This window comes from Belnapia mucosa, from assembly GCF_016775475.1.
Classification (GTDB): Bacteria; Pseudomonadota; Alphaproteobacteria; order Acetobacterales; family Acetobacteraceae; genus Belnapia; species Belnapia mucosa.
On the sequence record NZ_JAEUXJ010000030.1, the window covers coordinates 1 to 19,481 of the forward strand.

A 19,481-nucleotide genomic window follows, 5' to 3' on the forward strand; every position below is an offset into this window, starting at 1 on the left:
AATCTCCACATCCGTCATGAGGAAATCCGCCGAAAAGCTAACACCAGAGCTGGACCACTTTCGCCGTGTCACCTCACCACTTTCGCCGTGTCACCTCAGGGGCCTGAAGCTGGACCAGGTGAAGCGGCTGAAGCAGCTGGGGCAGGAGAACGGCAGGCTGCGCAGGGCCGTGGCCGACCTCACTCTGGAGAAGCTGGTGCTGAAGGGTGCGGGGCACTGCCCCGCACCGTCGGGAAACTGGTAAGCGCTGCCCGTCGCCGAGCCTGCATCGAGCATGTTACGGCGGAGCGGTTCGTCTGCCGTGTGCTGGGACAGCACCGCTCGGTGCAGCGCAGAGCACCCAGAGTGGTCGACGACGAGGCGGCACTGAGGGAGAGCATTATCAGCCTGGCCCGACAGTGCGGGCGGTGCGGTTATCGGCGGATCACGGCCCTCCTCAGGGCCGAGGGTTGGTCCTGCAACCACACGAGGGTGGAGCGGATCTGGCGGATGGAGGGACCGAAGGTCCCGGCCCGGCAGCCAAAGCGCGGGCGGCTGTGGTTGAACGACGGCTCCTGCGTGCGGCTGCGGCCTGAGAGGTCCAATCACGTCTGGGCCTACGGTTCCGTCGAGGACCGGACGCGCGACGGCCGGAAGCTGCGGATGCTGAACGTGGTCGACGAGTACACCCGGGAGTGCCTGGCCATCCGAGTGGCCCGCAGGCTTGGGGCGGCAGACGTGATCGACCGGGCCACGTGCGGTCCGACAACGGACCGAAGTTCGCAGCCACCGCGGTGAAGGGCTGGATCACCGGCATAGGTGCCAGGACGGCGTTCATCGGGCCGGGCAGCCCCTGGAAGAACGGCTAGGGGAGAGCTTCAACGGCAAGCTCCGGGACGAGCTACTGAACACCGAGGTGTTCAGCACCCTGGCCGAAGCCAAGGTCCTCATCGAGCAGTGGCGAGGGCACTACAACACCGTCCGACCGCACTCCTCCCTCCGCTACCAACCACCCGCGCCAGAAGTGCTCCTCATGCCGCGCGTGCCATCTCCAGCAAGACCAGCACCCTCCCGCTCAGGACCGACCAACCCCGGGCGACACTGGAAATCCGTCTGGACCCCCTCGTGGGGGCCGGTCAGGACCACTCCCTCGACAGTGCCAGGAGTGTGCTAGCGCACCAGACGCTCAGCCCCCTACGGCGCTGATGCAGAAGGGCCTGTGACAGGACTGTGCTAGCGTGGTGCTAGGCACATGGGGCCATGAGAGCGCAACTGCTCGACTTCTAAGCTCTTGATCGTCTTGGGAGAAATGGTGCCCAGGGGCGGAATCGAACCACCGACACTGCGATTTTCAGTCGCATGCTCTACCAACTGAGCTACCTGGGCCCAAGCGCCCCGAACCGGGGAGCGGCAGAGGCCGCGGGATGTAGCGGAAGCCTGGGCGCCTGTCCACCCGTTCAACCGCGCTCTTCGTCATCTCCCGGCAGGGCCGGCGGCTCGCCCGGAATGGCGTAGTCCTCGGCCAGCCAGCGGCCGAGATCCACCTGCCGGCAGCGGGCCGAACAGAAGGGGCGGAACCGCCCCTCCGGGTCCGCCGGCCGGCCGCAGACCGGGCAGGGATGGGTCGCGGATTGCGGCTTATCCGCCATGGCCTGCCTCCTCGATCGTCCAACGGGCCCAGGAACGCAGCGGGTCCGGGCGAAGCTGCACCGGCTGGCCGATCGCCGCCGCGGCTTCCTCCAACGCCCCGGGCAGGGCCTCCAGCGCCGCCAGCACCGCCGGCGCTGCCACCAGCGCCAGCCGCCGCCCGGGCCGCGCCGCCGCCTCCCGCACCGCCATGCGCAGGGCAGAGAGGCCAGGGGTCAGCGGCCCGGCCAGCACCTCATGCAGCGGCGGGTGGATGCGCTGGCGGAGAATCTCGAACAGGCCGAGCGGCCCGAGGCCCAGCAGACGCGCCAGCCGGTCGGGCGCCAGCGCCCGGGCCAGGGGCTCGGCCAAGGCCTCGCGGCGCTTCCGGGCCATGCCCGCCAGGTCGAGCAGGATGGGGCCGGCGAGGTGGCGCAGGCGGATCTGCCGCGCCGCCTCGACCACCGCCGCCTCGTTGACGCGGCGCTGCGCCTCCGGGTCGCGCGCCCCGGCGGCGCTGCCAGCATCGACATCGAGGGCGGTCAGCGCCGGCGTCGGGTGGACCAGGATGCGGCCGCCGCCCGGCAGCGGCACCTCCGGCCCGGCCAGGGCGTCGAATTCCGCCTCCAGCGCCTCATCGAAGACCGGGCGCGGGGAGTAGGTGGCGCGCAGCCGGGCGGCGAGGCCGGCGCCATCGGTCACGATCTCGGCGCGCGGATGGGCGCGGGCCAGGCGCAGCGCGGCGTCCGGCCCGCGGGCCAGCAGCAGGGGGGCATTGCCGGGCGGGGCGGCGGCAGCACGGGCCTGCTCGGCGGAAGTGAGGCGGGCGGTGACCCGGGCGCCCTTGCCGCCCTGCGGCGCGCGGGTGACGCGGACGGGCAGCACCAGCCCCTCCTGCACCGATTGGGCGATGGGCTGGCGGACAGGCCCCGCCTCGGATTCTGGCAGGAAGCCGGTCTCGCCCCCGGCCATGGCCAGGAAGGCCCCTGCCATGGCCGGGGCCAGCGCCGTGACGCGCGCCCGGTGGAGGTCGCCGACGCCGTCCGGCCGGGCCGGGCGGTCGATCCAGGCCTCCTCCAGCCGGTCGCCGCGCAACAGCGCCACCCGGACCTCGCCGGGCGAGACGGATGCCAGGATGGTCAGGGCCTCAGCCAGCCGATCCCCCGCAGCAATTGCGCCGTCTCGAACAGCGGCAGGCCGACGACATTGGAATGGGAGCCGGAGAGGAAGCGGACGAAGACCTCGGCCCGGCCCTGGATGGCATAGCCCCCGGCCTTGCCGCGCCATTCCTCGCCGGCGACGTAATCCGCGATCTGCGCCTCGGTCAGCCGCTGGAAGGCGAGGACGGTATCGACCAGGCGGGTGCGTGTCGTCCCGTCCGGACTGCGGAGGGCGACGCCGGTATAGACATGGTGGCGCCGGCCCGAGAGCAGGGTGAGGAAGCGCCGCGCCTCGGCGGCATCCACCGGCTTGCCGAGGATGCGGCGCCCGACGCCGACCACGGTATCGGCGGCCAGCACCAGCGAATCCGGTGCGGCAGCGGCAGCCGCCTCGGCCTTGGCGGCAGCCAAGCGGGCGGCGAGCTGGCGGGGCAGCTCCGCCTTCAGCGGGGTCTCGTCGGTATCGGTCGGCAGGACGCGGTTTGGCACGATGCCGATGCGCGCCAGCAGCTCGAGCCGCCGCGGGCTGGCGGAGGCCAGCACCAGGGGCGGTTGCGCGGGGTTCAAACGGGCTTACTTGAAGCGGAAGGTGATGCGGCCCTTGGTCAGGTCATAGGGCGTCATCTCGACATTCACCCGATCGCCGGCGAGGACGCGGATGCGGTTCTTGCGCATCTTCCCGCTGGTATGGGCCAGCACCATGTGCTCGTTGTCGAGCTTCACCCGGAACATCGCATTGGGCAGCAGCTCCTGTACGGTGCCGCTGAATTCGATCATATCCTCTTTCGACATCAGGTACCTTCATGCTGAACGGCGTGCCGGGTCCGCGCCAGGTCCGGATCGGACGGCGTCGGGCCCTGGGGCACGCACTCGGGGGGTTGACTTCGATAGCTTAGCGTCTCTGGGGCAAGATGATGGCCGGGGGAGGCGGGGTCAAGGCACGGTGGGCAGGCGAAGCGCGACGCTGCGGCCATGCGCCTGCAACCCTTCCGCCTCCGCCAGCGCCACCGCGGCCGGGCCGATGGCGGCGAGGCCGGCCTCACTCGACTCGACCCAGGTGGTGCGCTTCAGGAAATCGAAGACCGACAGGCCGGAGGCGAAGCGCGCCGTCCGCCCGGTCGGCAGGACATGGTTCGGCCCGGCGACGTAATCGCCCAGCGCCTCCGGGCACCAGCGGCCGAGGAAGGCGGCGCCGGCATGGCGGATGCCGGCGAACCAGGCGCGCGGGTCGGGCAGCATCACCTGGAGATGCTCGGGCGCGAGGCGATTGGTCAGCGCCTGCGCCTCGGCCCAGTCCCGCACCAGGATGGTGGCGCCATGGCGGCGCCAGCTCTCGCCGGCGATGGCGCCGCGCGGCAGCGTCGCCAGTTCGGCCTCCACCGCCGCGGCGACGGCTGCGGCGAAGCCGGCATCGTCGGTGATCAGGATGGCCTGGGCGCTCTCGTCATGCTCGGCCTGGGCCAGCAGGTCGACGGCGACATGGCGCGGGTCGTTCGACGCATCGGCCACCACCACCACCTCGGAAGGGCCGGCGATGGAATCGATCCCGACCCGGCCAAAGACCTGGCGCTTGGCCGCCGCCACATAGGCATTGCCGGGGCCGACGATGCGGTCCACCGGGGCGATGGAGCCAGTGCCATGCGCCAGCGCCGCCACGGCCTGGGCGCCGCCGATGCGGTAGATTTCCGTCACCCCCGCCCGCTGCGCCGCGGCCAGCACCAGCGGGTTGAGCTGCCCACCGGGCGAGGGCACCACCATGGCGATGCGCGCCACACCCGCGACGCGGGCCGGCAGCGCATTCATCAGCACCGAGGACGGATAGGCCGCCTTCCCGCCCGGCACATAGAGGCCGACCGCATCCAGCGGCGTCCAGCGCATGCCGAGGGTCAGGCCCGCCGGATCCGGCAGCTCCAGATCGGCCGGGCGCTGGGCGGCATGGAAGCGCTCGATCCGCGCGGCGGCTAGGTCGAGCGCGGCCAGCAGATCGGCCGGGATGCCGGCGGTCGCGGCCTCGATCTCGGCCGCGGTGACGCGGAGTGCCGCGGCATCGGCCGGGGCCCAGCCATCGAAGCGAGCCGTCAGCGCCAGCAGGGCGGCATCGCCGCGGGCGCGGACCTCGGCGATGATGCCGGCGACGGCATCGTCTACCTGGGCGGTCGTCTCCCGCGCCATGTCGAGCAGGGCGGCGAAGCCGGTTTCGAAATCGGCCGACCGGGTATCGAGGCGAAGCATCAGCCGAGCGCCGCCCGGAAGCGCGCGATCCAGGCGCCGATCCGCTCCGGCATGGTCTTCAGCGCGGTGCGGTTGACGATGAGGCGGGAGGTGACATGGGCGATCACCTCCGTCTCGATCAGCCCGTTCGCCTTCAGCGTGCTGCCGGTCTGCACCAAGTCCACGATCACGCGGGCGAGGCCAAGCGAAGGGGCCAGCTCCATCGCGCCGTTCAGATGGACGACCTCGGCCTGGATGCCGCGGGCGGCGTAATGGCGCCCGGCGACATTGGGGTATTTGCTGGCCACCGCGATGCGGGACCAGCGGCTCGGCTCGTCCTGGCCGGCGGTGGCGGCGGGCTCGGCCACGCTGATGCGGCAGCGGCCGATGCCGAGGTCGAGCGGGGCATAAATCTCCGGGTAGTCGAATTCCATCAGCACATCGGCGCCGCAGATGCCGATCTGCGCTGCGCCATGGGCGACGAAGGTGGCAACATCGAAGGGCCGGACCCGCACCACATCGAGGCCAGGATCGCTGGTCTCGAAGCGCAGCCGCCGGCTGTCCTCATCCGTGTAGTCCGCCGCCGGGACGATGCCAGCCCGGGCCAGCACCGGCCCCAGCTCGGACAGAATGCGCCCCTTGGGCAGGGCGAGGATGATGGGGCTGGCCGCGGCGGTGCCGGCGGCCTCGGGGTTCGGGATCGGCAGGTCCATGGGGTTCAGCCCGGTATCCGTTCGATATCGGCCCCGACCGCGGCGAGTTTCCCCTCCACCCGCTCATAGCCCCGGTCGAGGTGATAGACGCGGTTCACGATCGTCTCGCCCTCCGCCGCCAGCCCGGCGAGGATGAGGGAGACGGAGGCGCGCAGATCGGTCGCCATCACCGGCGCACCGGACAGCTTCGGCACACCGCGGACGATGGCCGAGGCGCCGTGCGCGTTGATGCGGGCGCCCATGCGGTTCAGCTCCGGCACATGCATGAAGCGGTTCTCGAAGATCGTCTCGGTGATCATCGAGGCGCCCTCGGCGACCGCCATCAGCGCCATGAACTGCGCCTGCATGTCGGTGGCGAAGCCGGGGAAGGGCTCCGTCATCACGTCGACGCCGTGCAGCCCGTTGAGGCGGGCGATGCGGAGGTCCTCGCCCTCGGCCTCGACCGCGACGCCGGCCTCGCGGAGCGTGCGGGCGACCGAGCCGAGATGCTCGGCCCGGGCGCCCTGCAACAGGACGGAGCCGCCGGTGATGGCGGCAGCGCAGGCATAGGTGCCGGCCTCGATCCGGTCGGGGACGATGTCGTGCGTGGCGCCGCCGAGGCTGCGGCGGCCGACGACATGCAGCCGGTCGGTGCCGATGCCCTCGATCGCTGCGCCCATGGCGACCAGGCAGCGGGCCAGGTCCTCGATCTCCGGCTCGCGGGCGGCGTTGACCAGCTCGGTCTCGCCATCGGCGAGGCAGGCGGCCATCAGCAGGTTCTCGGTGGCGCCGACCGAGACGACGGGAAAGATGATGCGGGCGCCCTTCAGGCCATGCGGCGCCTCCGCCTCGATGTAGCCGGCATCAAGGGTGATGGTGGCGCCCATCGCCTCCAGCCCCTTCAGGTGCAGGTCGACCGGGCGGGTGCCGATGGAGCAGCCGCCGGGCAGCGAGACGCGGGCCTTGCCATGGCGAGCGACGATCGGGCCGAGGACGAGGACTGAGGCGCGCATCTTCCGCACTAGGTCGTAGGGCGCCTCGAGATGGCTGGCCTCGCCGGCGAGGGTGAGGGTGCGGGCCTCCCGGTCATGCTCGACCGTGAGCCCATGCTGGATCAGCAGGGCGCGCATGGTGGCAATATCGGCCAGGTCCGGCGCGTTGCGCAGCACCAGCGGGCCGTTGGAGAGCAGGGCGGCGGCCATCAGCGGCAAGGTCGCGTTCTTGGCGCCGCTGATGGGGATGCTGCCCTCCAGCGGCCGGCCGCCGCGGATGCGGATGCGGTCCATTCCGCCTGTCCTTACAGTTTCGGCAGCGCGACGCCGCGCTGGTGCATGTACTTGCCGGCCCGATCCTTGTAGCTCACCTCGGGCGCCGAGGCGCCCTGGAGGAAGAGGAACTGGCAGATGCCCTCATTGGCATAGATCCGCGCCGGCAACGGCGTGGTGTTGCTGATCTCGATCGTCACCTGGCCTTCCCATTCCGGCTCGAGCGGGGTGACGTTCACGATCAGGCCACACCGCGCATAGGTGCTTTTGCCCAAACAGATGACCAGAACATCACGCGGGATGCGGAAATATTCGACCGTATGGGCGAGGACGAAGGAATTGGGCGGGACGATGCAGGTTTCGCCGCGGCGGGTGACAAAGCCCTCCTCGGAGAAGTGCTTCGGGTCCACCAGGGCGTTGTCCACATTGGTGAAGATCTTGAACTCGTCCGCGACCCTCGCGTCGTAGCCGAAGGAGGACAGGCCGAAGGAGATCGTCCCCTCGCGCCGTTGGCTTTCGACGAAAGGCTCGATCATGCCGTGCTCGGCCGCCATGCGGCGGATCCAGTGGTCGGGCATGATGGACATGGCGGGCGGCCTTTGGCTGGCGGGCTGAGCCCCGTTCGGGCGGCCCGTTTACGCCAGCCCCCTGGCCACGGCAACCGGAAGCGGTTTTTGGAGCAAGCTTGGCACCGGCCCGCACCCCCACCCGGCCACCCACGACAGTATGCTGATAGGTGGCCGGGTGGGGGTGCGGGCCGGTGCAGCCACCTGCAACAGGGTCAGGGTTTCTTCGGCATGGGCTGCGGCTCCTCCTCCGCCCGACCGCGGGCCTGGGCCTTGCGGCGATGGAGATTGGCCCGGAGCGCGGTGGCCAGGCGGGCCTCGCGCTCGGCCCGGGCCTGGTCGGCGGGCTTGGGTGGCGGGTCGGGCGGGGTCTTGGTCATGGCCGGGCCAGTCTAGCCGATCCGCCGGCCGGCGCGCAGGTCGTTGCGGGCCATCCCGGCCTGGGGCAAGCTTCCCCCAAACCGGCGTCCAAGGCCGGGGGAGGAATATGATGCGATCCAAGGATTTGCGGTCGTGACGCCGACGGATATCCGCAACCCGGACTACTTCCATAAGGTCGTCGATTGCCAATGGGCCTGCCCGGCCCATACGCCGGTGCCGGAATATATCCGGCTGATCGCGGCGGGCCGCTATTCCGACGCCTATATGGTGAATTGGCACTCCAACGTCTTCCCCGGCGTGCTGGGCCGCACCTGCGACCGCCCCTGCGAGCCGGCCTGCCGCCGCGGCCGGGTGGAGGAGGAGCCGGTGGCGATCTGCCGGCTGAAGCGCGTTGCCGCCGACAACAAGGAGGATGTGCTCGGGCGGATGCCGGCCATCCCCTCCGTCGGGAACGGCAAGCGGATCGCCTGCATCGGCGCCGGCCCGGCCAGCCTGACCGTGGCGCGCGACCTCGCCCCGCTCGGCTACGAGGTTCATGTCTATGACGAGCAGTCGAAGGGCGGCGGCTTCATCCGCAGCCAGATCCCGCGCTTCCGCCTGCCGGAGAGCGTGATCGACGAGGAGGTCGGCTACATCACCGACCGCGGCGGCGTCGTCACCCATTACGACCGGCGGGTGGACAGCCTGCGCGGCCTGCTGGCCGAGGGCTATGATGCCGTCTTCGTCGGCGCCGGCGCCCCGCGCGGGCGGGACCTCGACGTGCCGGGCCGGCGCGAGGCGGCGGCCAATATCCATATCGGCATCGACTGGCTCTCCTCCGTCTCCTTCGGCCATATCGAGAGCATCGGGCGTCGCGTGATCGTGCTCGGCGGCGGCAACACCGCGATGGATTGCTGCCGCTCCGCCCGCCGCCTCGGCGGCGCGGAAGTGACGGTCGTCGTCCGCTCCGGCTTCGAGGAGATGAAGGCGAGCCCCTGGGAGAAGGAGGATGCCATGAAGGAAGGCATCCCCATCCGCAACTACCTGGTGCCGAAGCAGGTCCTGCATGAGGATGGCCGCCTGACCGGCATGGTCTTCGAGGCGGTGAAGGCCGAGCGCGACGCCAAGGGCCGCCGCCAGCTCGTCCCCTCCGGCGAGCCGGATGTGGTGATCGAGGCGGATGACGTGCTGGTGGCGATCGGCCAGGAGAATGCCTTCCCCTGGGTCGAGACCGATCTCGGCATCGAATTCGACCGCTGGGGCCTGCCGAAGCTCAACGAGGAGACGCTGCAGTCGACGCTGCCCCAGGTCTTCTTCGGCGGCGATGCGGCCTTCGGGCCGAAGAACATCATCTGGGCGGTGGCGCATGGCCATCAGGCGGCGGTCTCGATCGACCTCTTCTGCCGCGGCGAGGATGTGGCGCAGCGCCCGCCGCCGGATGTGGCGATGTCCAGCCAGAAGATGGGCATCCATGAATGGAGCTACGACAACGGCGTCTCGCTCGACCTCCGCTTCAAGGTGCCGCATGCCGAGAACGAGGTGGCGCTGCGCGACATCAAGACCGAGGTGGAGCTCGGCTACGACCGGGAGCTCGCCTTCAAGGAGGCGCAGCGCTGCCTGAACTGTGACGTGCAGACGGTCTTCGCCGCCAATCTCTGTATCGAATGCGATGCCTGCGTCGATATCTGCCCCGTCGACTGCATCACCTTCACCGAGGACGGTGAGGAGATGGAGTTGCGCGAGCGGCTGAAGATGCCGGCGCTGAACCTCGAACAGGCGATCTATGTCGCGGACGGGCTGAAGACCGGCCGCGTCATGGCGAAGGACGAGGATGTCTGCCTGCATTGCGGCATGTGCGCCGAGCGCTGCCCGACCGGCGCCTGGGACATGCAGAAATTTCTCCTCGAGAGCGCGAAGCCCAAGGCTGAGAGGGTGCACGCATGCGCGGCCCGGTGACTGCGGTTAACGACTTCGTCGTCAAATTCGCCAATGTGAACGGCTCCGGTTCGGCCAGCGCCAACCAGCTCTTTGCCAAGGCGATCCTGCGCATGGGCATCCCCATCGCCTCGCGCAACATCTTCCCGAGCAACATCCAGGGTCTGCCGACCTGGTTCGAGGTGCGCGTCTCGGGCGAGGGCCATCTCGGCCGGCGTGGCGGCGTCGATCTGATGGTAGCGATGAATCCGCAGACCTGGGAGCGGGACGTCGCCGAGATCGATCCGGGCGGCTATCTCTTCTACGACAGCACGCGGCCGGTGCCGCGCAGCCGGTTCCGCGAGGACATCCATGTCATCGGCGTGCCGCTGACCGAAATGTGCAACGCCGCCTATACGGATGCGCGGCAGCGGCAGCTGCTGAAGAACATCATGTATGTCGGCGCGCTCTCGGCCCTGCTGCAGGTCGACCCGGCGGTGATCGAGACGCTGCTGTCGGAGCAGTACAAGGGCAAGGAGAAGCTGGCCAAGCCGAACCGCGACGCCTTCCAGATGGGCCGCGACTGGGCGCTGGCCAACCTCCCCTGCCCGCTCGGCCTGACGCTGCAGGCGGCCGACAAGGTCGGCAACCGTATCTATGTCGATGGCAACAGCGCCGCTGGCCTCGGCGCGGTCTATGGTGGCGCGACGGTCTGCGCCTGGTATCCCATCACGCCCTCGACCTCCCTCGCGGAAGGCTTCGAGCGCTATGCGAAGAAATTCCGCACCGACCCGGATGGCAGCAAGCGCTACGCCATCGTCCAGGCGGAGGATGAGCTGGCCTCGATCGGTATCGTCATCGGCGCCGCCTGGAACGGGGCGCGGGCCTTCACCGCGACCTCGGGCCCCGGCATCTCATTGATGCAGGAATTCGTCGGCCTGTCCTATTTCGCCGAGATCCCCTCGGTGATCTTCGACGTGCAGCGCGCCGGCCCCAGCACCGGCATGCCGACCCGCACCCAGCAATCGGATGTGCTGGCGGCCGCCTATGCCAGCCATGGCGACACCAAGCATATCGTCCTCTTCCCCGAAGACCCGCATGAATGCTTCGCCTTCGGGGCCGATGCCTTCGACCTCGCCGACCGGTTGCAGCAGCCGGTCTTCGTGCTGCTCGACCTCGATATCGGGATGAATGACTGGCTCTGCGAGCCTTTCGCCTGGGACGACACGCGGCGGATGGACCGCGGCAAGGTGATGACGGCGGAGGAGCTGGAGGCCGGCCGGACCTTCGGCCGCTACCTGGATACGGATGGGGATGGCATCCCCTACCGCACCTATCCGGGGACGCATCCCAGCAAGGGCGCCTTCTTCACGCGGGGGACCTCGCGCGACCGCTTCGCCAAATACACCGAGGTCGGCGCCGCCTATGTCGACAACATGCAGCGCCTGCTGCAGAAATTCGAGACGGCGAAGGGGCTGGTGCCGCGCCCGGTGCTGCACCAGGCGTCTCAGCCGACGCGGACGGGCGTGATCTATTACGGCAGCTCCTCGGCCGCGATGACGGAAGCCCTGGCGGCGCTGGAGGCGGAAGGCGTCCATGTCGATGCGCTGCGCATTCGCGCCTTCCCCTTCCACCAGGATGTGGACGACTTCATCGCCGCGCATGACCGGGTCTTCGTGGTCGAGCAGAACCGCGATGCCCAGCTCCGCACCCTGCTGATGAACGAGTGCAGCATCGCGCCGCAGGCCCTGGTTCCCGTGCTGCACTATGACGGGACACCGATCACCGCGCGCTTCATCCGGGCCGCCATCGGCGACCGGGTGGTGGCGCAGCTTCACCCCTTCGCCGGAGCAGCCGCGGAATGAGCTTCCTCCCCAAGCCCAAGCTGCATCACCCCAACCTGCCGACCAATGCGCTCGGCTATACGCGGCGCGATTATGAGGGGGCGATCAGCACCCTCTGCGCCGGCTGCGGGCATGACAGCATCAGCGCCGCCATCATCCAGGCCTGCTTCGAGCTCGATATCGAGCCGCACCGGGTCGCCAAGATGTCCGGCATCGGCTGCTCGTCCAAGACGCCGGACTACTTCCTCGGCGCCTCGCATGGCTTCAACTCCGTGCATGGCCGGATGCCGAGCGTGCTGACGGGGGCCAATCTCGCCAACCGGGAGCTGCTCTATCTCGGCGTCTCGGGCGATGGCGACAGCGCCTCGATCGGCTTCGGGCAGTTCGCGCACAGCATCCGCCGCGGCGTGAACATGACCTATATCGTCGAGAACAACGGGGTCTATGGCCTGACCAAGGGCCAGTTCTCGGCGACGTCCGACAAGGGATCGAAGGCGAAGAAGGGCACGGTCAACACCGACGAGGCGATCGACCTCATCGGCATCGCGCTCCAGCTCGGCGCCACCTATGTCGCCCGCAGCTTCTCGGGCGACAAGGACCAGCTCGTGCCCCTCATCAAGGGGGCGATGCGGCATGACGGGCCGGCCTTCATCGACTGCATCAGCCCCTGCGTCGCCTTCAACAACCATGAAGGCTCGACCAAGAGCTACGACTTCGTCCGCGAGCATAACGAGGCGATGAACCGCCTCGACGTCATCACCGGGCGGCAGCCGATCACCGCCGACTATGCCCCGGGCGAGGTGCGGGAGGTGGAGCAGCATGACGGCTCCATCCTCCGCCTGCGGAAGCTCCATGCCGAGTACGACCCGACCGACCGCGTCGCCGCCATGCACCACCTGCATGAGCGCAAAGCGGCCGGGGAGATCGTGACCGGTCTGCTCTTCATCGATCCCGATCCGCAGGATCTGCACGCCAATCTCAAGACCGTGGCGCGTCCGCTGAACCGGCTGGGCGATGCGGTGCTGGTGCCCGGCGCCGCGGCGCTGGAGGCGCTGAACGCCAGCCTGCGCTGATCAGCGGCGGGTGGCGCAGCCGCTCCGCACATAGGCCTCCTCGGCCGCGCTCAGCCGCTCGCCCTGCTGGAAGCGGAACAGGGCGCGGCTGCAGGAGGGATCGATGCGCGGCTTCGGCGCCACGGCCGCGCGGCGCACCGGTGGCGGCGCGGGCGGGGCCGGGGGCGGCGTCTCCAGCGCTGGGCCATCCTCCTCCACCGCCAGGGTGGGCACCGGCTCGGCCGAGGGCGGCGTGGCGGCCGGTTCGGGCGCGGCCTCAGGCTCCGGCGCCTTGGGCGGCGGGTCGGGGATCGGCGCCGTGGTCGGCACCGGCAGGATCACCCGCTGGATCGGCGGCAAGGCCGGCGGCGGGCTGGGCGTGGCGGCGGGCGCCGGCTGGGCCAGGCTGGCGGTTTGCGGCTGCGGCCGTTCCGCCGCCGGCAGCAGCGCCAGCCCGCCGATGAGCAGCAGCAGAACCGCCAGGCCGCCCGCCAGCATCAGCCCGCCCCGGCGACGGCGGCGGCGGCGCGGCGCCGGCACCACCTCCTCGGCATCGGCCTCCGGTTCCTCCTCGGGCGGCAGGGCGAAGCTCGGGGCGGGGCGGGGCGGCTGGCCCGGAACCTCCCAGGCTTGGTCATCGGCGATGGCGGTCTGGGCGGCGTTCACCCAGCGGTCCTTCCCCGGCACGGTCAGCGGCGGCAGGGAATTGAAGCCCTCGGCCAGGATGCCGGCCAGGTTGCGCAGGGCGCCGGGCTCGATCCGGCCATGCCAGACCGGCAGGCTGCCGGGGAAGATGCTCCAGAAATCGGCGGCAGCCAGCGCCCGGCGCAGCCGCGCCTCGGCATTCGGCGTCGCATCCGGCGCCACGTCGATCAGCGCTACGCCGATCAGCGGATGGGCCAGGGCATAGCAGCCGCTGGCGGGGCCGATCGGGCCGGCGGTCCCGAAGCGGCAGCGGCCGATGGCGCGCCAGCCCGGCGGCAGCGCGGCCAGGATGGAGCCTTCCATTCCTGGGCGTGAGGCCACGGGTTCCGTCTGCGCCGCCTGGTTCAATTCCATCCCCTATGGCGAAATTCCCTCCTGACAGGAACGCCTCAGGGCCTGGACGGTTGCATGATCGGAAGGGGAGCGGCGGCTTCTGTGACATTTCCGCCGCGGACGCGCTACAGATCGGCCTTCCAGATCCAGAGGCCGACCAGCAGCCCAACCAGGGCGCCGCCGAAGAGGGGCCCCGCGCCGCCGGCGCCCAGCTCCTTCGCGATGGCCGCCCAGAGCACGAAGACGCCGATGCCGACCGCGATGCCACCGACCAGGGAGGCGCGGGACTTCTTGATCTGCCCGCCATCGAGCGGCGTGAGCGCGGCCATGCTATTCGGCCGCCATCGCGCGCGGCCGGCCGGTCCGCGGGTCGTCGCTGGAATGCCGCACCCGCTTCAGGTCGCGCCGCACATGGCTGGCGTCATAGCCGTTCAGCAGATGGCCGATCAGCCCGCGCTTCAGGTCGCTGGTGCCGAAGAGCCAGTCGGCGATCGGATAGGTCAGGTTGAAATTCCGCTCCATCATGATGGCCGTGTTGTGGTGCGCGGCATGGTGGCGGCGGATGGTGTTGATGAAGGGGATGTGCCGGACGATGCGATCGTCCTTCACATGGCAGCAGTAGTGGAAGAATTCGTAGTTCAGATAGAGCGCGGTGTTGGTGATCAGCAGCAGCCAGCCGGCATCGGGAAAGCCGAGGGCGCGCAACACGAAGCACGGCACCAGCGACATCGCCAGGAAGGTGATCAGCGCATAGGGCGGGAAGAAGACGATCCGGAAGTCCCGCGTGTTGTCCACCGTGTATTCGTGCTCGGTGAAGAACTGGTGGTGCGCCAGGGTGTGGCGCTTGTAGATGCCCATGAAGCCGCGCAGCGGCCGGTGCATCACGTATTTATGGATCCACCATTCGAAGACATTGGCGCCGATGAAGGCGGCCGGCACCACCAGCCATTCATACCAGGCCGGCGCCACGACCTGCCGCGCAGCATACCAGATGGCGGCTCCGCCGATCGCGTAGATCAGCGCGACATGCGCCCAGCCGTGATAGAGCCGCCCGATCTTCGAGCGAAAATCCGCACGGAAGGCCAGCTGGCGGCGGGACAGGCGCTCGCGCTTCAACGCTTCGCCGGTGAGGCTGCCTTCCATGACGGTCCTCCGTTTGCACAGCTCTGATATATCAGTGCCGTGCAAACGGGGTCAAGGCTCCGGCCCGACGGTGGCGCGCGTGAAGCTCTCGATATAGTCGATCAGCGCATCGGAGGCCGCGGCCGCCGCTTCCGTCTCGCCCTCGGCAATGCTGCGCGCCAGCCGCGCATGCGCCGCGGCGGCATCCGGCAGGCCGGCGCTGCGCCGCCAATGGATGAACCAGAAGCGGCGCGAGAGGCCATGCATCAACGCCATGGCGGAAGCGGCAAATTCGTTATGGGCCGCATCCAGCAGCAGCAGGTTCAGCTCCCGGTCGAGGCGGAGGAAACCAGTCTCGTCATTGGAGTCAGCCGCCCGTTCCATGCTCTCGGCGATGGCGCGCAGCCGGGCGCGCTGTGCCGCATCGGCGCGGCGGGCAGCGGCGCGGGCGGTCAGCCGCTCCAGCTCCCGCCGGACCTCCAGCAGGCGGAGCTGCTCGCGGATATCGACCGGCGCCACGACGATGCCGCGCCGGGGCAGGATCCGCACCAGCCTCTCCCGCGCCAAGCGCTGCAGCGCCTCCCGCACCGGGGTCCGGCCGAAGCCCGACCGGACCGAGAGCTGCGCCTCGCTCACCACCTCGCCGGGCTGGAGGGCGAGGGTGACGATCGCCTCCTCGATGGCCCGATAGGCCTGCTCGGTCAGGGTGGCGGCGGCATCGGCCTTGGTCCGGCGCCGGAAGGGCGCGGCGCGGCGCGGAGGCAATTGATCAAGCATGGGGGAACTTTTCGCGGGAAGCGGCGCCGCTGGCAACCGGGACTGTTGACATGCCAGCGCTACCCGGCGAGACTGGATGTGACAGATATATCAAGCGCCATATCACTGATTAGTGCCGCATTGGTATATCGGCCCTGCGGAAAGCCGGGTTTAGGGAGGGTAGGTCCATCAAGGTCGAGTGCATGAACGGCGGCTGTTTGCCGTCGGTCATGCACTCCCTTGTGCTATGCCCGCCTCGATATCCTCGGATGTCAGCACCCAGGCATTGTCGAGCTCGGCCACGACCGCGCGCATGAAATCCTCGGTCAGCGCCAGCGCCTGCTGCGGGTCGCCTATGTGGTCGCAGAGCAGGGCCAGCGCCAGCTGCCGTGGCCCATCGCCCTCGTAGGTCCATTCATAGCCCATGGGGGAGAAGGTCCTCACCTCGAAGCGCGGGTCGAGCGGCATGCCGTCCACCGTCACCTCCGCCCCCGCCAGGCCGCGGCCGCCTTCATAGATCTTCATGGGAACACCACCACCGACCGGATCGCCTCGCCGCGCTTCAGCGCCGCGAAGCCTTCGTTGATTTGCTCGAGCGCGATGCGCGCCGTCACCAGGCTGTCGAGGTCGAGCCGCCCGTCGAGATAGGCCGAAGCCATGGCCGGGAAATCCTCGGCCGGCCGGGCGCCGCCATAGCTGGACCGGATGATGCGCCTCTCCTGCATCAGCGCGCCCCAGCGGAAGCCGATCTCCTGTTGCACGCCGAGCTTGCCGAGCCAGACCACCTTCCCGCCGGGCCGCACCGCCTCGACGCTGGCGCGGAAGGCGGCGGGGACACCGGCCGCCTCGATCACCACATCGGCGCCGCGGCCGCCGGTCTCGGCCCCGGCCAGCGCCGCCACATCCATTGTCGCCGGATCGCACAGCACCGCGGCGCCGGCGCGTTCCGCCATGGCGCGCCGCGCGGGGTTCGGATCGGCGGCGATGACGCGCCCGGCGCCGGCGAGGCGTGCGCCCTGGATCGCCGCCAGCCCCACCGCCCCGGCGCCGAGCACCAGCACCGTCGCGCCCCATTCGATGCCGGCGATGCGGGTCGCGGCGCCGAAGCCGGTCATCACCGCGCAGCCGAGCAGGCAGGCGCGGTCGAGCGGCATGGCCGCCGGGACGCGCACCGCCTGCTGTGCCGGCACCACGAGGAATTCCGCGAAGCCACCGAGATACATCAGCTGGTGCAGCGGCGCGCCGTCGTCGCAGGCGAAGCGCGGGCGGCCGTCGAAATGCCCGGCGCGCGGGCCATTCGCCAGATACTGGTCGCAGAGGATCGGCTTGGCCCGGGCGCATTGGAAGCAATGGCCGCAATGCGGGTTCCAGTGCAGCACCACCGGATCGCCGACGGAGAGGCCCGTGACGCCCTCGCCCAGCGCGGCGATCTCGCCCGCCGCCTCATGCCCCAGCACTGCCGGCAGGGTGAGGGCGAGCTGGCCCTCAATCACCTCGAGATCGGTATGGCAGAGCGAGGCGGCGCGCATCCGCACCAGCACATCGCCGGGGCCGACCGGCCCGACCGCGACCTCCTCGATCGCCATCGGCCGGCCCACCTCGCGCAGCACCGCCGCGCGTGCCCGCTGCATCCCCATGGCGCCCCCCGCCTTATTCCGCGGCAGGCTAAACCACCGGGCGCTGATATGTCACGGCCCGCAGCGCACCAGGCCGTCCACCGCGAGGCAGCCCCAGTCGCCGCAGATCAGCGGATTCACCTCCGCCTCCTCGATCCGCGGCCCGGCCTCGGCGACCAGGACGGAGAAGGCGGAGACGGCGGCCGCGATGGCGGCGATATCGGCCCGCGCTGCGCCGCGGAACCCGTCCAGCAGCGGGAAGCCCTTCAGGCTGCGCAGCATCTCCTCCGCCCGCGCCGGGCTGACCGGGGCGATGTCCAGCGCCACATCGCGCCAGAGCTCGGCCTGCACGCCGCCGGTGCCGACCAGCACCATGGTGCCGAACTGCCCGTCGCGGCGGGCGCCGAGGATCAGCTCCACACCCTTGCGGGACATGCGCTGCACCAGCACACCATCAATGCGCGCCTGCGGCGCATGCGCCTGGGCCGAAGCGGCGATGCGGGCGAAGGCGGAGCGCACCGCATCCGCATCGCCGAGGTTCAGCGCCACGCCGCCAACCTCGGTCTTATGCGCGATATCGGGGCTGTCGAGCTTCAGCACCACGGGGAAGCCGAGCGCCGCCGCCTCCTCGGCCGCGGCGGCGGGGGTCGCGGCGCGGCGCTCCTCCACCACCGGCACGCCGACCTTGGCGAACAGGGTCTTGGCCTCGGCCTCGGTCAGCACCGCCCCGCTGCCGGGCAGCGCCGCCAGCGCCGCGCCGAGCCCGGCCGGCGGCGCCACCGCCTCCGCCGCCCGCCGCTCGTGATAGTCGAGCCAGAGGCGCACCGCATTCATCAGCCGGCGCATGGAGCGGAAGATCGGCACCACCGGCGAGGCATCGGCGGCAACCGCGCCCGGGCCTTCGAGCAGTTCCGGAATCCAGGCGACGATGATCGGCTTGCCGCCCCGCTCCGTCAGCGTTGCGATCTCCTGGATGCGCCCCGGCGTGGTCAGGTGGTGGGAATAGACCTGCGGATAGACGATGACGCCATATTGCGGGTCCTCCATCATGGCGAGGACGCATTTGCCGAAGCTGGTCGGGTCGCCCGCGGCCTGCGCCGTCAGGTCGCAGGGATTGCGCGCCGCGCCGAAATCCGGGATCGCCGCCTCCAGCACCGCCTTGGCCGCGGGCGAGGGCTGGGGCATGGCGAGGCCCTGCGCCTCGGCATGGTCGGCCGCCATGATGCCGGCGCCGCCCGAGGCGGTGACGATCGCCACTCCCTTCGCCTTGGGGGCGCCGGCCTTGGCGAAGAACGCCGCCGTCTCCAGCAGCGCGTCGAAATCCTCGACCTCGACCATGCCGGCGCGGCGGAAGGCGGCCGACCAGGCGGCGGCGCTGCCGGCGAGCGAGCCGGTATGGGAAACGGCCGCCGCCGCCCCCGCCTCGCCCCGGCCGAGCTTCAGCACGACGATAGGCTTGCCCGCCCGTCGCGCCGCCTCGCCCAGCAGGGCCAGGCGGCGGCCATCCCGCAGCCCCTCCACCGCCAGGGCCACGGCGCGGCATTCCGGCATCGAGAGCTGGTAGGCGGCGAGGTCGCAGATATCGAGGTCGGTGGCATTCCCCGCCGTCGTCATGTGGCAGACGGAATAGCCCCGCTCGGCGGCCTGCATCAGCGCATAGCCGAGCGCACCCGACTGGCTGGTGATGGCGACGCCGCCGGCTGGCGCGGTCATCCGCGCATATTCCGGCATGAAGGTGACGCCCGCCTTCAGCACATGATCGACGATGCCGAGGCAATTGACGCCGACCAGCGGCAGGCCGGCCTCGCGGCAGCGCCGGCGCAGCGCCTCCTCCTCGGCGATGCGCTCCTCGAGGCCGGTCTCGCCATAGCCCGAGGCGAAGACGATGACGCCGCCGACGCGCCTGGCGATGCAGGCCTCGATGGCCGGCATGATGCCGGTGCGCGGCAGGGCCAGCAGCACGCAATCCGGCGCCTCCGGCAGATCGGCGATGCTGGCGAGGCAGGGGAAGCCATGCAGCTCCTGCCCGGCATATTTCGGATTCACCGCCCAGGCCTTGCCGGCGAAGCCGCGCAGGTTGCCGATGCTGCGCGCGCCGAAGCCCATCGGGTCGGCCGAGACGCCGACCACCGCCACGCTGCGGGGTGAGAGGAGCCGCCGGAGGCTCGCCGGATCCCGCAGGGGCTCGGGCCCGGACTCGTCTTCCCGTCGATGCTGCTGCAACCGCCCCTCCCCTCTCCCGTGCACCGGGTCTTGTTGGTCGGGGTTAGCCTAGCCGCG

General features: G+C 70.3%; 22 protein-coding genes and 1 tRNA gene. 6 read left to right on the plus strand and 17 right to left on the minus strand.

Annotated elements, in window-relative coordinates; translation table 11 throughout:
• The 3 genes from JMJ55_RS32210 to JMJ55_RS32220 form a co-directional block, all read left to right on the plus strand.
• Positions 1–244: hypothetical protein (locus JMJ55_RS32210; protein ID WP_407927571.1), on the plus strand; the 244-nt coding region annotated here is incomplete at its 5' end.
• A 101-nt stretch (positions 245–345) separates the two neighbouring features.
• Complete coding sequence (locus JMJ55_RS32215) at positions 346–777, plus strand: IS3 family transposase (protein ID WP_202828957.1); 432 nt, start codon at positions 346–348, stop codon at positions 775–777.
• 4 nt (positions 778–781) lie between these two features.
• The gene (locus JMJ55_RS32220) at positions 782–1,153 is read left to right on the plus strand and encodes an integrase core domain-containing protein (RefSeq protein ID WP_202828987.1); all 372 of its coding nucleotides are present in this window, start codon (positions 782–784) and stop codon (positions 1,151–1,153) included.
• 136 nt (positions 1,154–1,289) lie between these two features.
• Here JMJ55_RS32220 and JMJ55_RS28280 read toward each other — a convergent pair.
• The 10 genes from JMJ55_RS28280 to JMJ55_RS28325 form a co-directional block, all read right to left on the minus strand.
• Positions 1,290–1,365, minus strand: a tRNA-Phe gene (locus JMJ55_RS28280).
• A 71-nt stretch (positions 1,366–1,436) separates the two neighbouring features.
• Positions 1,437–1,628 (minus strand): DNA gyrase inhibitor YacG, encoded by a 192-nt coding sequence (locus JMJ55_RS28285; RefSeq protein WP_202828958.1) that lies wholly within the window; start codon positions 1,626–1,628, stop codon positions 1,437–1,439.
• Positions 1,618–2,709 (minus strand): ribonuclease E/G, encoded by a 1,092-nt coding sequence (locus JMJ55_RS28290; protein WP_328702794.1) that lies wholly within the window; start codon positions 2,707–2,709, stop codon positions 1,618–1,620. The genes JMJ55_RS28285 and JMJ55_RS28290 overlap by 11 nt, the downstream gene beginning before the upstream one ends.
• A 35-nt stretch (positions 2,710–2,744) precedes the next feature.
• Entirely contained in the window at positions 2,745–3,332 is a 588-nt protein-coding gene (locus JMJ55_RS28295) for a Maf family protein (RefSeq protein ID WP_236034167.1), read from the minus strand.
• Positions 3,333–3,338: 6 nt separating this feature from the next.
• Positions 3,339–3,557, minus strand: coding sequence for a translation initiation factor IF-1 (gene infA, locus JMJ55_RS28300; protein ID WP_043336856.1), 219 nt, complete (start codon positions 3,555–3,557; stop codon positions 3,339–3,341).
• A 141-nt stretch (positions 3,558–3,698) separates the two neighbouring features.
• Positions 3,699–4,997, minus strand: coding sequence for a histidinol dehydrogenase (hisD, locus tag JMJ55_RS28305; RefSeq protein ID WP_202828959.1), 1,299 nt, complete (start codon positions 4,995–4,997; stop codon positions 3,699–3,701).
• The gene (gene hisG, locus JMJ55_RS28310) at positions 4,997–5,689 is read right to left on the minus strand and encodes an ATP phosphoribosyltransferase (RefSeq protein WP_202828960.1); all 693 of its coding nucleotides are present in this window, start codon (positions 5,687–5,689) and stop codon (positions 4,997–4,999) included. Before hisG ends, hisD begins: the two co-directional genes overlap by 1 nt.
• A gap of 5 nt (positions 5,690–5,694) precedes the next feature.
• Positions 5,695–6,954 (minus strand): UDP-N-acetylglucosamine 1-carboxyvinyltransferase, encoded by a 1,260-nt coding sequence (murA, locus tag JMJ55_RS28315; protein ID WP_202828961.1) that lies wholly within the window; start codon positions 6,952–6,954, stop codon positions 5,695–5,697.
• 11 nt (positions 6,955–6,965) lie between these two features.
• On the minus strand, positions 6,966–7,520 hold the full coding sequence (dcd, locus tag JMJ55_RS28320) for a dCTP deaminase (protein ID WP_202828962.1): 555 nt from the start codon (positions 7,518–7,520) through the stop codon (positions 6,966–6,968).
• Positions 7,521–7,714: 194 nt separating this feature from the next.
• Positions 7,715–7,879, minus strand: coding sequence for a hypothetical protein (locus tag JMJ55_RS28325; protein WP_202828963.1), 165 nt, complete (start codon positions 7,877–7,879; stop codon positions 7,715–7,717).
• Between the two features lie 133 nt (positions 7,880–8,012).
• Between JMJ55_RS28325 and JMJ55_RS28330 the strand changes: the two genes are divergently transcribed.
• The 3 genes from JMJ55_RS28330 to JMJ55_RS28340 are packed head-to-tail and all read left to right on the plus strand — an operon-like array spanning position 8,013 to position 12,690.
• Entirely contained in the window at positions 8,013–9,815 is a 1,803-nt protein-coding gene (locus tag JMJ55_RS28330) for an FAD-dependent oxidoreductase (RefSeq protein ID WP_202828964.1), read from the plus strand.
• Complete coding sequence (locus tag JMJ55_RS28335) at positions 9,800–11,638, plus strand: 2-oxoacid:acceptor oxidoreductase subunit alpha (RefSeq protein WP_202828965.1); 1,839 nt, start codon at positions 9,800–9,802, stop codon at positions 11,636–11,638. Before JMJ55_RS28330 ends, JMJ55_RS28335 begins: the two co-directional genes overlap by 16 nt.
• Entirely contained in the window at positions 11,635–12,690 is a 1,056-nt protein-coding gene (locus JMJ55_RS28340) for a 2-oxoacid:ferredoxin oxidoreductase subunit beta (protein WP_202828966.1), read from the plus strand. Before JMJ55_RS28335 ends, JMJ55_RS28340 begins: the two co-directional genes overlap by 4 nt.
• Here the strand turns inward: JMJ55_RS28340 and JMJ55_RS28345 are convergent, their stop codons facing one another.
• The 7 genes from JMJ55_RS28345 to JMJ55_RS28375 all read right to left on the minus strand — a co-directional run bounded on the left by JMJ55_RS28345 (position 12,691) and on the right by JMJ55_RS28375 (position 19,424).
• Entirely contained in the window at positions 12,691–13,695 is a 1,005-nt protein-coding gene (locus JMJ55_RS28345) for a hypothetical protein (RefSeq protein WP_202828967.1), read from the minus strand.
• Positions 13,696–13,832: 137 nt separating this feature from the next.
• Positions 13,833–14,036, minus strand: a complete 204-nt coding sequence (locus JMJ55_RS28350; protein WP_202828968.1) for a hypothetical protein — start codon at positions 14,034–14,036, stop codon at positions 13,833–13,835.
• 1 nt (position 14,037) lies between these two features.
• Positions 14,038–14,850, minus strand: a complete 813-nt coding sequence (locus JMJ55_RS28355; RefSeq protein ID WP_202828969.1) for a sterol desaturase family protein — start codon at positions 14,848–14,850, stop codon at positions 14,038–14,040.
• Positions 14,851–14,901: 51 nt separating this feature from the next.
• Entirely contained in the window at positions 14,902–15,606 is a 705-nt protein-coding gene (locus JMJ55_RS28360; protein WP_202828970.1) for a GntR family transcriptional regulator, read from the minus strand.
• A gap of 207 nt (positions 15,607–15,813) precedes the next feature.
• Positions 15,814–16,110 (minus strand): DUF6166 domain-containing protein, encoded by a 297-nt coding sequence (locus JMJ55_RS28365; protein WP_202828971.1) that lies wholly within the window; start codon positions 16,108–16,110, stop codon positions 15,814–15,816.
• The gene (locus JMJ55_RS28370; RefSeq protein ID WP_202828972.1) at positions 16,107–17,216 is read right to left on the minus strand and encodes a Zn-dependent alcohol dehydrogenase; all 1,110 of its coding nucleotides are present in this window, start codon (positions 17,214–17,216) and stop codon (positions 16,107–16,109) included. Before JMJ55_RS28370 ends, JMJ55_RS28365 begins: the two co-directional genes overlap by 4 nt.
• Before the next feature lie 57 nt (positions 17,217–17,273).
• Positions 17,274–19,424 carry an acetate--CoA ligase family protein gene (locus JMJ55_RS28375; protein ID WP_202828973.1) on the minus strand — a complete coding sequence of 717 codons (2,151 nt, stop codon included), beginning with the start codon at positions 19,422–19,424 and terminating at the stop codon, positions 17,274–17,276.
• Between the last annotated feature and the right edge of the window lie 57 nt (positions 19,425–19,481).

What these genes read in the sequence shown, in the direction of transcription:
- JMJ55_RS28285 (WP_202828958.1), bottom strand. Translation starts at nt 1,628, where the DNA reads ATGGCGGATAAGCCGCAATCCGCGACCCATCCCTGCCCGGTCTGCGGC.
- infA (WP_043336856.1), bottom strand. Translation starts at nt 3,557, where the DNA reads ATGTCGAAAGAGGATATGATCGAATTCAGCGGCACCGTACAGGAGCTG.
- hisD (WP_202828959.1), bottom strand. Translation starts at nt 4,997, where the DNA reads ATGCTTCGCCTCGATACCCGGTCGGCCGATTTCGAAACCGGCTTCGCC.
- hisG (WP_202828960.1), bottom strand. Translation starts at nt 5,689, where the DNA reads ATGGACCTGCCGATCCCGAACCCCGAGGCCGCCGGCACCGCCGCGGCC.
- murA (WP_202828961.1), bottom strand. Translation starts at nt 6,954, where the DNA reads ATGGACCGCATCCGCATCCGCGGCGGCCGGCCGCTGGAGGGCAGCATC.
- dcd (WP_202828962.1), bottom strand. Translation starts at nt 7,520, where the DNA reads ATGTCCATCATGCCCGACCACTGGATCCGCCGCATGGCGGCCGAGCAC.
- JMJ55_RS28325 (WP_202828963.1), bottom strand. Translation starts at nt 7,879, where the DNA reads ATGACCAAGACCCCGCCCGACCCGCCACCCAAGCCCGCCGACCAGGCC.
- JMJ55_RS28335 (WP_202828965.1), top strand. Translation starts at nt 9,800, where the DNA reads ATGCGCGGCCCGGTGACTGCGGTTAACGACTTCGTCGTCAAATTCGCC.
- JMJ55_RS28340 (WP_202828966.1), top strand. Translation starts at nt 11,635, where the DNA reads ATGAGCTTCCTCCCCAAGCCCAAGCTGCATCACCCCAACCTGCCGACC.
- JMJ55_RS28350 (WP_202828968.1), bottom strand. Translation starts at nt 14,036, where the DNA reads ATGGCCGCGCTCACGCCGCTCGATGGCGGGCAGATCAAGAAGTCCCGC.
- JMJ55_RS28355 (WP_202828969.1), bottom strand. Translation starts at nt 14,850, where the DNA reads ATGGAAGGCAGCCTCACCGGCGAAGCGTTGAAGCGCGAGCGCCTGTCC.
- JMJ55_RS28360 (WP_202828970.1), bottom strand. Translation starts at nt 15,606, where the DNA reads ATGCTTGATCAATTGCCTCCGCGCCGCGCCGCGCCCTTCCGGCGCCGG.
- JMJ55_RS28365 (WP_202828971.1), bottom strand. Translation starts at nt 16,110, where the DNA reads ATGAAGATCTATGAAGGCGGCCGCGGCCTGGCGGGGGCGGAGGTGACG.
- JMJ55_RS28370 (WP_202828972.1), bottom strand. Translation starts at nt 17,216, where the DNA reads ATGCAGCGGGCACGCGCGGCGGTGCTGCGCGAGGTGGGCCGGCCGATG.